The sequence below is a fragment of the Vibrio sp. 2304 genome (assembly GCF_033339475.1).
GTDB classification, from domain to species: Bacteria; Pseudomonadota; Gammaproteobacteria; order Enterobacterales; family Vibrionaceae; genus Vibrio; species Vibrio alginolyticus.
The window spans coordinates 754,329-770,427 of record NZ_JAWOUQ010000001.1; the positions used below are offsets into that span (position 1 = coordinate 754,329).

Genomic DNA, 16,099 nt, shown 5'->3' on the forward strand with positions numbered 1-16,099 from the left:
GCTGAAATCAATTTCGAAGTGGACAATAGATTCGTCGCGAACGCTACCATCTTGGTCGTAGAGTATTGGTTACGGAAACCATTAACTCATGTTAGTGAAAGGAAATTCCTGAACCCTATAGTGCTTCTTTCACCAATCTTCTGTTTGGGCCATTATTTCTAACATCCAGACGCGAAATAGCATAAGATACACGGCCTTTACTAGCACTGAGCCACTCATCGTAATGACAGATAAAACACAGCAAGCGACATTTGCCGATCTTGGCCTGATTCCAACATTAGTCGAGCGACTAGAAGCGTTGGAATACAGCCAACCGACGCCCATTCAATCCCGTTCTATTCCTGATATCCTTGAAGGGAAAGATATTATTGGTGGTGCCAATACGGGGTCTGGTAAAACCGCTGCTTTTTCGCTGCCAATCTTGCAAAAAATTGTTCAGCAAGACGAATCAAACAATCGCCGTGGCAACTTCGTTTCCCACCTGATTTTAGTACCAACTCGTGAGTTGGCATCACAGGTGGCATATAACGTCAAATCTTACTCATACCATCTCAGAGATAAGATCAAAACGGTTGCCGTATTTGGTGGTGTATCGGTGAACCCACAAATGCTGGCGCTTCGTGGTGGCTGTGACATCATTGTTGCAACGCCGGGTCGATTACTTGATCTGGTATCCAGTAACGCGATTAAGTTGGACCAAGTAAAAACGCTTGTTCTTGACGAAGCCGACCGAATGTTGAGCCTCGGATTTACCGAAGAACTGAATAAGATTCTTGCGTTACTACCAGAGAAGAAACAGACGCTGTTATTTTCTGCTACTTTCCCTGATAAAGTCACGACGCTGGCTCAGCAGTTGCTCCGCGACCCTGTTGAAGTTCAGTTGCAGAGCGCAGAAGCCAGCACTTTGGTGCAGCGCGTGTTTAGTGTAAATAAAGGTGAGAAGACGGCGGTACTCGCGCACTTAATCAAACAGCATCAGTGGCGACAGACTTTGATTTTTGTGAATGCTAAGAATGCCTGTAACCATTTAGCTCAAAAGCTGTCAAAACGCGGTATTACCGCTGAAGTTTTCCATGGTGATAAAGGGCAGGGCGCTCGTACTCGTGTCCTTGACGGTTTTAAGTCTGGCGAGATTCAAGTTCTTATTGCCACCGATATCGCAGCACGCGGCCTTGATATTGAAAAACTTCCAGTGGTGATTAACTTCGATCTTCCGCGTAGCCCTGCTGATTATATGCATCGAATCGGTCGTAGTGGTCGTGCTGGTGAAGTAGGTTTAGGATTATCTCTTATCGATTACGACGACTACCACCATTTCAAAGTGATAGAAAAGAAAAATAAGTTCCAACTTGAACGCGAGCACGTAGTCGGTTTTGAAGTGGAAGACGATCAGAGTGAAGCCTACTTTTTACCAATGAAGCCGCGAGCGAAGCCAGCAGGTACGGGTAAAAAGAAGAAAAAGCGTAATCAATAGAAAACGTAAACTACATGTGAGTTTACTTACGGGAGTTGCTGGAGAAAGGGAATGCTCACTAGCTTGAGTCTTCGCTTCTAGCCATTCCTTTAAAGAACAATAGAGCCCTGCTGGAGCTACCAGTAGGGCTCTATTGCTTTTCAAGATAGTGTTATTGGCGACGAGCAGGGCGTCCGCGAGGTGAACGCTTTTTAAATGCAGACGCTGCTTTAGCTTGTGACTTAAGAATAGAGTCAACGGTTAGCGGCATTGGCTCTTTAGGTTCAAGGCCATGAGGGAAGGTACGAGCTCTTGGTGGTAAGTTGTATTCTTCTTCGCTCGCGCGTGGCATACGCTTAAAGCGATAAAGGTAAAAGTTTTCTAATTTTTCTCTCGCCCATTCGGTTTTCTTTAAATACTTCACGCTACTTGCAATCGAAGGCTTAGTGTTAAAGCAATTAAAACGCATTGCTGTATCTAGAATGTCCCAGCCGTAAAAATCTACTAACTCTTGCAACATAGTCTCTAGCTTTAACCCGTGCAGTGGATTGTTCTGTTGCAGCTCGATTCTCTCTTCGTCAGTCATCATTTTTAAGGGCCTTACTCATTAAAGGGCGGAGTTTAACAAAGTATACAATGCAGAGATATCTATAGTTACTTTGCGATGGATGCGAGCACAGTGCTCTCTACCTTGAAAGTATAAATCGGAATTGGCCGCTCTACTTGGCTCTCTGCTCAAAAATGACTCTTAAAAGTTCAAGCGTCCCAGTTCGATGTTGAATTATTGTGTAATAAGTGAGATTTTTGTTGTTCTTTTACTAATGTCTAATATTCCTACCGATAGCAATACATGCTTAATAGGTTCAAATCAAAAATTAGCCATACCACTTTCTTGGTGTGGCCTCGATGTTTGATGTGGGTGTTGTCTCGTATTGGTCTGTCTACCAAGCGAAACTCTAGTTGACGTAGTTCAACGTTGAAACATAAAAGGATGACTCAATGTCTGACAAAAGTAAGACTTTTTACAGGGATGTGCGCAAAAAACCGCATGAATTTGAAAACCGAGAAGACTTTCTAAATCATGATTTAACCGTCATGAGTTTCCGTCGCTGGGGAATTCATTTGCCCTCACGTGATTACAGTATTGAAATCGAAGACTGGGTACCTGCATTAGCAGCAACCATTGGTAAAGTGGTTATGGTCACTGCCATGGTTTCCGCTTTTGCTGCTCAGTTTGGTTTATCTCCGGAATTCATTGCAGAAAACGTGCGTTACGAATTACTTATCGCTGGAGCCCTGTTCGTCATCTTGTTTTCTGCCATCCTAAACCCGAATGCAAACTTAGCGGGAACCCATGGCCCAATGATACCGCTGATTCCTATGATCGCAGCTGCAGGAGGGCACCCTCTCGCGCTAGGTTTGATGGTATGTGTTTTTGGTTTAATTCTCGCTTTAACCAAAGGTGGCTCTAAACTCATGACTCTGACTGGTATCGGGGTTCGAGGAGGGTTGTTGATCTACCTTGGTGCTGTTGGGTTGCTCGGGCAAATTAATAAGACGGAAGCGTGGGCTGCAAGTACGGACCAAGGTTACATTTCGTTTGTGGTCATAGGCCTAACCGTTATGGTTTACGCTTACTTAGCCAAGATCAATAAACGTTGGCTCGCTATCCCATTGTGCTCTGCACTCGCGGGTATTGTTGCTTATTTGATGGGCGCTGAGTTTGCTTTTACCACAGAGCCGGGCCTGCCTAATTTCAGTCCATTCTACTGGTGGGGGGAAGATACAGGCTGGCAGCTAGGCTGGCCAACCCTAGAGCACTTTATTGCCGTGACTCCATTTGCTCTACTGGCAGTCGCTATGTGGTCCCCTGATTATCTCGGCCATCGTGTGTTTCAAGAACTTAACTACCCAAAAGAAGCGAAAGGTGTACTCATGGATGTCGATGACACGATGGTCGGAGCATCTGTTCGTCAGGGGGTTGGTTCACTCTTAGGGGGCGGAAACCTAGCTTCTTCTTGGGGAACGTACATGATTCCTGCCGCAATTGCCAAACGTCCTATTCCAGGTGGCGCACTGTTAACGGGTTTCATGTGTATTGCGGCGGCGGTAATTGGCTACCCAATGGATCTAGCAATGTGGGAGCCTGTTCTGCGTGTTGCTTTGATTGTCGGTGTATTCTTACCACTTTTAGAAGCGGGTATGCAGATGATCCATAAGCATAAAGATTCACTCAGTGCAGGTATCTGTATTTTTGCCTGTGCATTCGTTAATCCAGTCTTCGGTTGGGCAATCACGATGCTGTTGGATAACCTCGGGCTTATCGGCGACCATGAGCGTGCTAACGAACTATCGCGCAAAGATAAATATCTGATTCCTGGCACTGCGTTTATCGTTTGTGCAGGCTCCCTTGCTATTGTTGGTCAGCTTCCAGGCATTCCAGCTCTTATCGGTTAATCGAATTATGCTCTAAAGGTATAGTGAGAACAGTGAGTAAAGGGACTTGCTTCTTAAAATAGTAGACAAAAACAAAAAGCTACCTAGTACCTGGTAGCTTTTTGCATGTAGGGTTAGGCTACGGAGTTAGGCTATATGAGTGATTCAATGCCGTATTTTGCGCCGTAGTGTTCAACGACAAAATCAATGTCTTTGTCACCACGGCCTGATAAGTTGATCAAAATCGAGCCGGTTTCTCCTTGCTGCGCGAGTTTAATTGCGTAAGCGACAGCGTGTGAGGATTCAATAGCAGGAATTATTCCCTCTTCACGAGACAGCTCAAAGAATGCATCAATCGCTTCGTCATCGGTGATTGAGCTGTAATTGACACGGCCAATGTCTTTTAAGTAACTATGCTGAGGTCCAACCGATGGGTAATCCAAGCCACTTGCTACAGAGTACACTTCCTGAGGTTCACCTTGTGCATCTTTAAGCATGTAAGACTTAAATCCGTGCATGATACCTGGCTCACCGAGTGTGAGTGTTGCAGCATGCTCGCCAACCTTTTGCAAAGAGCGGCCCGCAGGTTCAACGCCGTGAATGGCGACTTGTTCATCCTCTAAGAAAGCAGTAAATAGCCCCATCGCGTTAGAACCACCTCCAACGCATGCGACGAGATTATTGGGTAACTTGCCGGTCATTTCTTTGAATTGAACTCGTGCTTCGTTACCGATAATTGATTGGAAATCTCTCACCATTTTAGGGAATGGGTGAGGGCCAACGACAGAGCCTATCGCATAAAGTTGTGTATCAGGATCTTTCAGATAAGCTTCGAATGCAGAATCTACCGCTTCTTTGAGAGTCTTGCGCCCATGAGTGGCAGGAATGACATTAGCACCAAGGATTCTCATGCGGACGACATTCGGATGCTCTTTGGCGATATCAACTTCACCCATGTAAATATCGCATTTCAAGCCAACCAATGCCGCGGCTGTAGCAAGCGCAACACCGTGTTGCCCTGCGCCAGTTTCAGCAATCAGTTTCTTCTTACCCATCTTTTTAGCGAGAATGGCTTCCCCTAAGCAGTGGTTAATTTTATGTGCGCCTGTATGGTTTAAGTCTTCGCGCTTTAGGTAGATGTCTGCTCCGTATTTTTTAGACAAGTTTTCCGCATGGAAGATTGGGCTAGGTCGTCCAACAAAGTGCTTATACAGGCGAACGAGTTCCGCTTTAAATTCAGGATCTTTGCTGCATTCCTCATAAGCTGCGTTGATGTCATGCATGATTTGTTCAAGCTCAAGTGGAACAAAGCTACCACCGTATTCACCAAAGTATCCTTCTTCGTTGGGCATAGTGAGATCAAACGAGTTTTTCATTATTTACATCCTAGTTAACGAAAGTATTGATACTTTTATACCCAAAATTTGGAAGAGGTTGTGTGATCAGTTGCTTAAATAACAATTGTCGATCTAGTGAACTAGTTAAAAAGTACAGCTTGGGTAGGGGATAATAGTTGGGATGTAGAATCAGGTGGTTTGAATAGGTGCAAAAAAGCCTCGAGAGATCCTAGGCTGTCATAAGAACCTCTCGAGGCAAACAGAGTGCTGGAAATACACTCTGCGATGGTGTCTGGAAACAAAAATTAGATTCGTTTCCTTTGTCAGATATTAGGGTTTTAGAATGAGTCGATGTCAGCGAAATGTCACAAGTTAATTGCGGTATTAAAAGCTTATTTTTTATTTTTGATTAATGGATTAGAAAGTAACCTAAAACAGGTTAACCTACCGCGTGTTCCGCATCTTTTAAGTTGAACATGATCTTTCTTTTTTTCGAATCGGTGTCTTTAACCAACACGTGCACTTTGCTCCCTAAAGTAAACGTGGCGCTCTGGCTGGAAATTTTTTGTTTGACTGCATCAAATTCGAACTCACCATTTTGGAAATTTGATAAAGGAATGAGACCTTCGATTCGGTTTTCCTCTAACTCAACAAATGCTCCGAAGTGTGTGAATCCAGACGCTGTCCCTATGAAGTGTTGTCCGATAAATGGCTTCATGTAATGACATTTCAGTGCAAACTCAATCTCTCAGCTAGGGATTATGTGCTCGTAGTTATTAGAATTTATTGATTGAGCAGATATATTTAATTTCATTTTTTCTCTTATATTCGCCAATCGCTTTTATTTTATAAACTTTATTTTTATGAGCAAAGCATGAGGCGAAGTGATTCAGATATGAATGAGATTAATTTAATTCCAAACTGGAATTGCAAGGTAGGTTGTGTGATTACCTAAAGATGTATACCAAAGTGACTTTATTGAAAGTGATTAATGATGGTGTGGGAGAGGTAAGTGATTTGGCTATATAAACTTAGATAGAGAATAGTAAGGGCAGTAACAAGTGGAAGGGGGTTGTGGCACCAACAACATTGATGCCACACAAAGAATTACAGTGCAGTTACTTCAGCTGCTTGTAAACCTTTGTTACCTTGTTCAACAACGAACGATACTTTTTGGCCTTCAGTAAGAGTTTTGAAGCCTTCAGAAACAATAGAACGGAAGTGAACGAATACGTCATCACCGCCATTGTCTTGAGAAATAAAACCAAAACCTTTAGTTTCGTTGAACCATTTTACTGAACCAGTTAATTTATTAGACATAGATACCTCTATATTTGATTGTTTTAAATATTGAATTTTTAGCTAATATCAAGTGCTACTATATGATTTTAGAGATAACTATTTTGTCGCAGGAACGTAAACGAGGAATTCGATGTGGAACTGAGAGAAACTTTGATCTTTAATTACATTAATAGCTCTTTCCGTAAGAGCTGATGTGCAGTATACCGACAAAATTAATAAAGGCTAGCCTTTTCTTTTTTATTTTTTGAGTACGCCAAGCGCATTGCTTTCAAAGCATACGCTTGGTGTATAAGACGGCGTGATGTTATAGGTGGCGTCGAGCGCTTAGTGTTTTCTGGTTGGGCCGTTACGAACGATGTCTTTACCATTGTCATATACGTGCTGCGAAACCCAGCGGCCAAGGAGCAATTGGTGCTTTTCTCCTAATACGGCAACAAATGGACGACCATCGGTATTAGAGGTGGCTAGCGCAACGCCAGTGACACCTTCAAGGCCAAGAGCGCCGCTTTCTACTAAATGCAGAAATGCCTCTAACTCTTCAATCGTTTCGATTACATGGTTATCAATATTCATTGTATTCAATCTCTTCGAATTGCATTGCGGTCGCGTACTCTACCTAAGTTAAGCGTGGAAACCAAGTTTCTGCGCGAGTCATGTAATGATAGAGCCTCGTCCTGCCACTAATCATCGATAGTTAGTCTCGATAGTCCGGAACTTGCCTAGATTCAATGAGGCAGAAAACACTCTCTGGTTAGACATGAGTCACACAATGTTGTCTGGCTTATGTCAACAATACTTTTGCTATTGGATGGGGTGAAGGGGAGTGCAATAATTTGTAAAACTCTTTTCCTAAAGGCTGTTATGAAGAAAGTCCTGATTACCGGTTTTGAACCTTTTGGTGGTGACGCCATTAACCCCGCCTTAGAAGCGGTCAAGCAATTAGAGGCTGCGGCCATAAAAGGCGGTGTGATAGTTACTTGCCCAGTCCCCGTAGTTCGATATGACTCGGTGAAAGTCGTTATTGAAGCAATAGAAGCGCACCAGCCAGACTGTGTGATTACTGTAGGGCAAGCGGCCGGGCGTAGCGCGATAACCCCAGAGCGTGTCGCAATTAATGTCGATGATTTTCGTATTCCAGATAACGCTGGTCATCAGCCGATTGATGAACCCGTGGTGGCCGATGGTCCTGATGCTTACTTCTCGACACTACCGATAAAGCGTGTTGTGCAAACGTTGCAAACGCAGGGTATACCTAGCCAGATTTCCAACAGTGCTGGAACATTTGTATGTAACCATCTCTTTTATGGGATCCAACATTACTTGATAGACAATCCGATTCGTCACGGGTTTGTTCATATTCCATTATTGCCAGAACAAGCAGCAAATGGCAGTCAGCCTTCTATGTCTTTGGACATGATAGTCGAAGGGCTGAGGCTGGTGGCGCAAGTTTGTATTGCCAATGATAGCGATATCCTGGTAAGCGGTGGAACGATTTGCTAGTAAGTGTTTTAAAACCCAGTAAGTATCTGAAAGATAATAATAAGCTCGTCGTTTGATGTTGTAGTAAATGTTAGCTTTGTCAAATTTCACAAGTAGCGAAAGGAGTAGCATTGAATAGTCAGGTTGGATGTTGTTCAAACTGACATTCCTCTAGTACAGGAGGTGTTAGGGGGCTAACTTTACGAAAGGCGAGTTATTATGAAAAGCAACAAAAGTAAGTCAATCGCACTTATCTCTGTCGTTGTTTTCGCGTTGGCTATTGCTGCGCTTAAATTCGAAAACACGCTCGGAGTTCTTCCCATCGTAGTCGCTATTATCGCGTTTTTTACTTGCGTTATTTATACCAGTAGATACCTGTCTGATATGAAGCGTTCAGAGTTGATAAGTCAACCCAAACAAGCTCGAAAAATGTGTTCCAACGCATCACGCAATGAGCTTGATGCGTGCGATAAAAAGCGTTGAAGCGAGTCACATTCTCCGTATACTTTGCTGGAGCATTAATGCACTAACGTGTCGGAGATAAGCATGTCAAATCGAGTACCAACCAACATACTGACCGGATTTTTGGGTGTCGGTAAAACGACCACGATTTTAAATCTACTGAAGAACAAACCGGAAAAAGAAAACTGGGCGGTTTTGGTCAATGAATTTGGTGAGATTGGCATCGACGGTGCATTGATGACCGACCAAGGCGCGTTGATTAAAGAAGTGCCGGGTGGTTGTATGTGCTGCACTGCGGGTGTGCCGATGTCGGTAGGTATCACCGCATTATTGCGTCAAAAACCGGACCGTTTATTGATTGAGCCGACAGGCCTTGGTCATCCAAAACAGGTTATCGCGACGCTTACCTCACAGCAGTATGAACCTTACGTTGATCTTAAAGCGACGATTGCCTTGGTTGATCCGCGTAACTTAAGTGATGAAAAGTATCTTTCTAACCAAAACTTCGTGGACCAGTTAAACAGTGCAGATGTGGTTATTGGTAGTAAGGTTGACCTATGTTCCAGCCACGACCTTGATGTGTTTAATGACTGGGTGACGGACCAATCCCCTTCAAAAGTATTCAGTAAGCTTATTCATGACGGTGAGTTGCCGATAGAAGTCTTGGATATTGAGCGGGTTTACGGCAGCGCTTCTTCCCATATCGAGTCACATCATCATGACCACGCTCACCAAGAGCCTCAATTCCAGTTGGCGCCTGGTGAAGCCTTTGTGCGCAAAGAGAACAAAGGGCAGGGTTATTTTAGTTGTGGGTGGTTGTTTGGGGCAGAGTATAAGTTTGATTTTGAAAAGCTTTTCTCTATGCTGTCGGACTTGACCGCAGAGCGTGTTAAAGCAGTGGTCAATACGGATCAAGGTTGTTACGCGTTTAATGTTGCCAACCGAGTCGTGTCGGTGAATGAAATCAGCTTAGAAGGCTTTGAATCACGATTAGAAGTGATAGATTCTCAGCTGTTGCCATGGGATGAGCTTGAGCGAATTCTCCTTCAGTTATCTGGCATCAAACATTAAATCGCGCAAAGGTTAAACGAAAACGGTGAACCACTAATATATCTGTGCTCACCGTTTTTTCTTTTGTAGGATTTCAATGAGAAAAGTGAGATAAATCACTCAAATTCGGGTATAGTGCACGGCTAAATTTTTAAAGCTATTTTTAGTGGTTTGTTTAAGGAATACGCTCAATGTCATTTTCATCTCAAGGTTTTGCGCCAGAAGTGGTTAAAGCACTGGCAGAATGCGGTTATGAAAAGTTAACGCCAATTCAACAGAAGGCGATTCCAATGGCTCGCAAAGGCCATGATATTTTCGCTACAGCACAAACAGGTACTGGTAAAACGGCTGCGTTTTCTCTGCCTATGATTCAGCAGTTGCTAGACAGTAACCGTAGCGCTTCTCGTAAGACTGCTCGCGCACTTATCTTGGCTCCAACTCGTGAGCTTGCTGAACAAATTGCTGACAACATCAAAGCTTACACGAAGTACACGAACCTGTCGGTGGCTGCGATTTTCGGTGGCCGTAAAATGTCTTCTCAAGTAACGGCATTAGAAAACGGTGTAGATATCCTAGTGGCTACACCTGGTCGATTGGAAGAGCACATTGAACAAGGTAATGTCTCGGTCGCACACTTAGAGTTTTTAGTGTTTGATGAAGCAGACCGTATCTTGGACATGGGCTTTATTCACGCAGTACGTAAGATCATGCTGGATGTGGATACTGATCCGCAAATTATGATGTTTTCTGCAACGACTTCGAGCCAACTAAATCTGCTAGCAAAAGATATCCTGCGTAAGCCTAAGCGTATTGAAGTTGAGCGAGCGAATACGACAGCACAGACAGTTGCTCACGTGTTATATCCAGTTGATCAAGAGCGAAAAACGGAACTGCTTTCGGAGCTGATTGGTCGTAAGAACTGGAAACAAGTGCTGGTATTTGTGAACTACAAAGAGACCGCAAACGACGTTGTAAAAGAGCTGAAACTTGATGGTATCAAAGCGGTGGTTTGTCATGGTGACAGAGCTCAAAGTGCTCGTCGTCGTGCGTTAGAAGAGTTCAAGTCCGGTAAAGCACGTGTCATGGTGGCTACCGATGTCGCTGCTCGAGGTCTAGATATTGAAGATTTACCTCACGTTGTGAACTATGACATGCCTTTCCTAGCGGAAGATTACGTTCACCGAATTGGTCGTACAGGCCGTGCAGGTAAACAAGGCCATGCTGTTTCATTTGTAAACCGAGATGAAGAGCTCACGGTTGTTCAGGTTGAAAATCTAATCCAGCAGCGAATTCGCCGTATTGAGCTTGCAGGCTATGAACCAAAACAGCGTGAATCTTACATTGAAAAGCTGCACTCAAAACCAGCATTCAAGAATCGTCAAGGTCGTCGTAATAATCCGAACCAGTCGGCAACAGACCAAGGGTCGGCAGAGCGTCGTCTTGCTATGGTGAAGCGCCTGAAAGCGCGTCGTGGCGCAAAGTAAATTACACAGTCTGTGTGAAAAGAGCCCCTCAATTGAGGGGCTTTTTTTGTTTTGTCGTTTCGCGTTAATTTAGGCCAAGCATATTTGGCTCACCACGATAAATAATGCGATCGTTTCCTCGGTGAATACCAAACGTAACTGTAACAGGTGGATTTTCCTCTTCACTTGTCGTGTTATCCCAATCGTATTTCAGCCAAGGGATGCGATTACCTGAGCCGTCTAAATCCAGGTGGAATTGTATTTGCTCGCGTGCTGAGTCAATTTGGCTTGCAACGATATCGGTCATCCTGCCAACATGCATTGTCCCAACTCCAGAAAGCATGGCGTTGTTTGCAGGCGCATTCGACCAAATTGGCGTGCTGAAGTAATATTCACCATTCGCCGTTGTTGAGCTGTCATCGAAGTTAGTCATAAATCGACCGTTTTGCCAAGTTTCTACAGCAAGTGGCACTTTGATCACCATGCCTTGGTTGCCACCTACATCTTGAAAGTTCAAACGACCGAATCGAATGTCTGGTTGTTTTGTGAGCACTTCGCTATCGTCGAAGAAGTTTACCTCATCAACGGCTTTTACTGAGACTAAACCTATTTGGCTGATATCACTATTAGTCTCGGTATTGAATGGACCATCAGGATATTGCTTATCTGTCGTGTTCTTTTTCCAGCATGGGCTATTGTTACAAGTCGCATTGGTCGAGGGCTTCTCTATAACAAACGTTCCAACACTCGCGCTACCCAGTAGTTTCCAGTCTACCTTCTTAGGCTTAGGCGGCAAAAACCGATCGGAGTATGAGCTTAGCTCGCCTAAATCGAAATGTTGTTGAAGGTTAGACGAAAAGTGGACGTAATTCTTCACGTTTTCCTTATTCGCATTGAGTGCGACAACATCGTAAGTGACTTTCTCAAAAGGTTGATTCATGTAAGCAAAAGTTTGGCCATGTGGGTAGTGCCATTCTTGGTCTTGCACTTGAAAATATTTTGGGTAAAAACGACCAACGTAACGATAGCCTTCGTTCACAGTCATACCTAGATATTTACTTTCTAGGTTTGCTTTTACTCTCAAGCTCCCGACTTCTTCCCAATATAATCCATTAAAGACGAATTGATCATTCTTGGCTGAATTATGCGCCTGAGCCAGTGAGTCACTACTTTTTAGCAATTTTGAGGTTTGGTTCGCTGTCTCTGATGGCGTATGTTGCTCACTCGACAAGACAACGGATGCTGCTGGAGCGTCATCAAGCATAAAATTACGGGTGATAGAGGCATCACAATAGCGTGCTGATTCAACAGAACCACTTACAGAGCCGTCAGGTTGCCAAATGATCGGCTTCACTGTTAGAGAGAAAAGTTCTCCGGCGGCAATAAACCCATCTCCTTGTTCAGAGGTGCCAGAAGGCAAAGCACGTTGGTTGTCACAGATAGCCAGTGTCCATGGTCGCGAGTACACATTAAATGTTCCTTTCACTTCCACTTTGCCTTCTTCAGGGCACTCTTCAAATCCCTCACATTCAAAATGATCGGACAGTGTCACTTCAAATATGCCGGACTCGTTCGTGATAAGACCATGTTCAGACAAGCCATCTTCAAATTCTGCTGAATAGCTAAAGTTTCCTTCACTTCCTCCTAATGGTTGAACCAATGGATGAAAAACTTTAGGCGTACCATTGTAGTTGCTTGCTACTACAGGTTCGCCGGTGGTGGCACAAGCAAGTAATCGCGTATGCACGTTTTCTGGCTTACCTGCAATAACGCGTATTTCATTTAAAGTGGTGCTTTTTGTCTTTGAGTAGGCCTCAAACATAAATGGCGTAAACATAAAGCGAACAGTTTGATGCTTGCTCGTGTCTTTCGCCATAGTGAAAGTTAGTGTGTAGTTGGTATCTAACGAGATCGTATCAATATTATTCGGAACCACTCGAACAACAAGTTCACCATTCTCGTCAGATATAAATTGGTTGGCTCCTAATGTCTGCTGACCTTTAACCACCTCTAAAGTGAACAAGTCAGGGTGTGATAGGACAGCACTGACTTCTGCGCTTACAACTTCTCCATTATTGGTTGTTGTTGCTGTAAATTGCGGAAGATCGTCGCCGCACATCAGTGCCATGTCGTCCGATGGTGTGACGCTGAGGTTTAAGTCGTTCTCCGATGGAGGCTGCATGCTGCAATTCGGAACATCTTGAGGGGTGATTGGACAGACTTGGGAAGAGTAGTGACAATCAGCCTCGCCCAATCCACAGTATTGCGTGTATTTGTTGTCTTGTGCTTTCGTTTGTGCACTTCCTGGCGTTTGTTGGATTTCACCACAAACTTGACTAGGCTGATTTGGAGCGTTGTTGAAGTTCAATGTTTGGAAGTATTTAATTGCTGCGGTGGAACTATAGAATGAGCCATTTAATGTAGCTGACGATCCTACAGATTCAGCCGTACCATAGATCGACATATCTTTTATAATCAGAGAGTTGTGCGCAGAAACATCACCGACGACAAAATGGTCTTGTAAAGGATGGTTTGTTTTTAGGTGTAGTGTTTCGCCTTGTGATTCGACCTTACCACAGATGTTTGTATTAAATATATTGGTCGTGCTGTGTGTCGAAATATCACCAATAATGGTGTTGTACATTCCATCAATGTTAAGTGTCGAACCTGTTAGCTTAATATTCCCGTCTATGAGAATGTTATGAAGCTTTGTTGGGTATGCCGATAGAAGATCACCATAAATGACAGTGTGTTTGTTTTGGTAATCGTCGAGGTTTGATGCTTTCTCATTGTTAACCGTTAATCCGGTAGCGAGGGCGTGCAGAGAGATACGTTTATTGGGTTCACCAATTGTATTATTCCCCTCTAACACAATGCCATAATCTGCTTTTAATGTTATCTCTTTTTCCGGTAATGAGGAGACAATTTTATCACCAGCGGGTAGGACTAGTTTCCCTGTACAGCGATAAGTCGTGCCATCGCTTTCGATACTAAAACTCTTGTGTGAGCAAAGTTGACCTAACTCAGATAGATCTTTTACGTCATAGGTGTTGGCGTGTGAGGCTAGCGGTAAAACAAGAACCGCAGCGAAAATACTGCAAAGACGCATCATCAAATGTCCTAATGAGTGGAACAAGATGGCATCAAGCGAGCGTGAGCAAATGCTCACTGAAATTGGAATATCTGCGGTACTTTTTGTTTTGAAGCCGCTTAGTTATTGAACTTTGGTTATTTTTTATTTCGTATGTCATACCAAAGTTTAGCGGCCTTATTACAACGTAAGTGCCAGGTTAGTTCAAGAGGCAAGTGTGATGTGTGTCGATTTATATGTGTAACCATTTGTTAGTTAAGGATAATAAGTAAGCATGTTGATTCAGAATCAGGAAGGAAGCGATCCTGATTCTGAATGTTTATAACGCTAGGCAGCGTGAACGATGAGTGGAGCCATCTGATATAACTCTTCTAGTATGGCTTTCGTTTGTCTCGAATAGACCAGGCAATCTCGATCGCCAACGAGCTGAATTGCTCTCACTTTACCTGCAACCAGACATTGCCTAATCGTGCGTAGAACCATTTGGATATCAATTTCTGACGCGCCATCAAGGCTGTTTTTGGTTTTTAGAGATCCAAGGTCGATGCTAATGATTATTTGGTCGCAGTGGTCTAGGTAATTGCCGATCTGTTGCTTAACGTTATTGCGATGACGAAAAGAAAACTCTTTCTCGGTCACCCAATCACAACCTTGATCTTCCGCGTATTCCCACGTTTCCTGCTTCGTCTCTTGCTCACTGACGCCAGCAAAAAACAATCGTACGTTTTGATAGCGAGAAAGAGCAAAATGGAATGCAGAGCCTAAGCGTGGCTCAAGTGTCGGCTTCAAGTTCATGTTATGCCCGATATTTACGACACCCACTTCGTCTCGATAGGATACGACCACAGGTAACATGGACAAGATTGCCTCGGTACAGTTAGTGACTAAAACAGGAATTGAGTGGCGAGAAAGCGAAAGGCTTAACGCTTCCTGAAACTCGCCATTCTCCAGTTTGTCGTGGTTGAAGTGCCCATAGTTCTCAGCGGTTTCATGATCATGTTGTTGGTAAAGCCAATCACTAGCATTTTCCAAACTTTGATCAGCTAATTCAAACGCGCCCTTAGACATGGGTGGCAAATACTCACACACTGTCATAAAAGAAAAAGGGTAATGCTGCGGCTGTTTCACGGTGTGGTGGAGTTTATAGCGTTTGAAAAAGCTTAACATGATGAATTACCTTTCTGGTGGTAGTGCCCTTGCCGCTTGCAGTACATGTAAAATAATGCGCTGCTTGTCCTTTTCGACTCGGTGGGCCGGAGCCATCACCGAGACTGCGCCAATCAGTTTGCTTCCTTTCATTACCGGTGCGCTAATACCTGACACACCAGGGTCAATCTCAGAAGTACTGACGGCATATCCGTGTTTACGGATGGTTGTGAGCTCTTTTTCCCACTCGTCGCGTCGGTGATCTTGATTAAAATATCTCAAGATTTTCTCGCATCGACTTTGAGGCATAAAAGCGAGCATCACTTTAGATGAGGCACCGCGCAGCAGAGGTTGACTTTGACCCTGGACGAAGCTGCAACGCAGCGCCTGCATACTTTCTTTCTGTCTGACACAAAGCGCACGATAACCCGCTGGTACCATATAAGCGGCCATTTCCCCGGTTTGTTGTACCAACCTAGCCAGTATGGTTTCGACCATGTCGAGTCCATGTTGCGCGGTCTCATAGCTGTGCATGAGTAATAATGCCGCCGGACCAACGACAAATGTCTTGTCGTGAACGCTTTCTTCGATCAAGTTCCATTCTTTAAGCAGTTTTAAGTGTCGGTAAAGGCTGCTTAAAGGAACGTTCAATTGCTCGCTTAGCGTTTTCGCAGAAACTGGGAACGGACTAACTGCAACTTGCATTAACAACTGCAGTGATTTTTCGTTTACCTGGTTAGCATTAGCTTTGTTTGTCGTCATGAGAGTGTTGTAACGTGTTGTAGGAGTTACGACAAATATAATTCTTAATCACTGAGAAAAGAAAAATAATTTTAATGGGTAATTCTTACATGATGAGAAACAGACAGGTAAAGACTTT

The 16,099-nt window shown here is 43.9% G+C and carries 13 protein-coding genes and 1 pseudogene; 6 read left to right on the forward strand and 8 right to left on the reverse strand.

All coding sequences use genetic code 11. The annotated features are described in order from the left end of the window. The first annotated feature begins 223 nt into the window (after positions 1-223). Entirely contained in the window at positions 224-1,474 is a 1,251-nt protein-coding gene (locus R7P64_RS03430) for a DEAD/DEAH box helicase (RefSeq protein WP_213903698.1), read from the forward strand. Positions 1,475-1,625: 151 nt separating this feature from the next. On the opposite strand, the gene R7P64_RS03435 is transcribed toward R7P64_RS03430, so the two are convergent. Beyond that, positions 1,626-2,042: a VF530 family DNA-binding protein gene (locus R7P64_RS03435; RefSeq protein WP_005375544.1), complete on the reverse strand. Its 417-nt coding sequence runs from the start codon at positions 2,040-2,042 to the stop codon at positions 1,626-1,628. A gap of 410 nt (positions 2,043-2,452) precedes the next feature. Between R7P64_RS03435 and R7P64_RS03440 the strand changes: the two genes are divergently transcribed. Beyond that, positions 2,453-3,910: a DUF3360 domain-containing protein gene (locus R7P64_RS03440; protein WP_005375642.1), complete on the forward strand. Its 1,458-nt coding sequence runs from the start codon at positions 2,453-2,455 to the stop codon at positions 3,908-3,910. Positions 3,911-4,041: 131 nt separating this feature from the next. Here the strand turns inward: R7P64_RS03440 and trpB are convergent, their stop codons facing one another. The 4 genes and pseudogenes from trpB to R7P64_RS03460 all read right to left on the reverse strand — a co-directional run bounded on the left by trpB (position 4,042) and on the right by R7P64_RS03460 (position 7,101). Continuing rightward, complete coding sequence (gene trpB / locus R7P64_RS03445) at positions 4,042-5,265, reverse strand: tryptophan synthase subunit beta (protein ID WP_258480921.1); 1,224 nt, start codon at positions 5,263-5,265, stop codon at positions 4,042-4,044. Between the two features lie 400 nt (positions 5,266-5,665). Further along, positions 5,666-5,974, reverse strand: a pseudogene (locus R7P64_RS03450) (S1 RNA-binding domain-containing protein); the annotation flags it as partial. Positions 5,975-6,333: 359 nt separating this feature from the next. Next, a complete protein-coding gene (locus R7P64_RS03455) occupies positions 6,334-6,546 on the reverse strand; it encodes a cold-shock protein (RefSeq protein WP_005375644.1) in 213 nt (70 codons plus the stop codon). 306 nt (positions 6,547-6,852) lie between these two features. Continuing rightward, positions 6,853-7,101, reverse strand: a complete 249-nt coding sequence (locus R7P64_RS03460) for a hypothetical protein (RefSeq protein ID WP_005375646.1) — start codon at positions 7,099-7,101, stop codon at positions 6,853-6,855. 288 nt (positions 7,102-7,389) lie between these two features. Between R7P64_RS03460 and pcp the strand changes: the two genes are divergently transcribed. The 4 genes from pcp to R7P64_RS03480 all read left to right on the forward strand — a co-directional run bounded on the left by pcp (position 7,390) and on the right by R7P64_RS03480 (position 11,003). Next, the gene (gene pcp / locus R7P64_RS03465; RefSeq protein WP_053350641.1) at positions 7,390-8,028 is read left to right on the forward strand and encodes a pyroglutamyl-peptidase I; all 639 of its coding nucleotides are present in this window, start codon (positions 7,390-7,392) and stop codon (positions 8,026-8,028) included. A gap of 198 nt (positions 8,029-8,226) precedes the next feature. Then, positions 8,227-8,490 (forward strand): hypothetical protein, encoded by a 264-nt coding sequence (locus R7P64_RS03470; protein WP_005375648.1) that lies wholly within the window; start codon positions 8,227-8,229, stop codon positions 8,488-8,490. A gap of 63 nt (positions 8,491-8,553) precedes the next feature. Beyond that, positions 8,554-9,540, forward strand: a complete 987-nt coding sequence (locus R7P64_RS03475; protein ID WP_104980800.1) for a CobW family GTP-binding protein — start codon at positions 8,554-8,556, stop codon at positions 9,538-9,540. 170 nt (positions 9,541-9,710) lie between these two features. Further along, the gene (locus tag R7P64_RS03480) at positions 9,711-11,003 is read left to right on the forward strand and encodes a DEAD/DEAH box helicase (protein ID WP_025768979.1); all 1,293 of its coding nucleotides are present in this window, start codon (positions 9,711-9,713) and stop codon (positions 11,001-11,003) included. 64 nt (positions 11,004-11,067) lie between these two features. Here R7P64_RS03480 and R7P64_RS03485 read toward each other — a convergent pair whose 3' ends face one another. The 3 genes from R7P64_RS03485 to R7P64_RS03495 form a co-directional block, all read right to left on the reverse strand. Further along, the gene (locus tag R7P64_RS03485; RefSeq protein ID WP_318123170.1) at positions 11,068-14,094 is read right to left on the reverse strand and encodes a DUF6701 domain-containing protein; all 3,027 of its coding nucleotides are present in this window, start codon (positions 14,092-14,094) and stop codon (positions 11,068-11,070) included. Between the two features lie 306 nt (positions 14,095-14,400). Beyond that, positions 14,401-15,240, reverse strand: a complete 840-nt coding sequence (locus R7P64_RS03490) for an arginase (RefSeq protein WP_005375657.1) — start codon at positions 15,238-15,240, stop codon at positions 14,401-14,403. Between the two features lie 6 nt (positions 15,241-15,246). After that, entirely contained in the window at positions 15,247-15,981 is a 735-nt protein-coding gene (locus R7P64_RS03495; RefSeq protein ID WP_005386192.1) for an IclR family transcriptional regulator, read from the reverse strand. Positions 15,982-16,099: the final 118 nt, after the last annotated feature.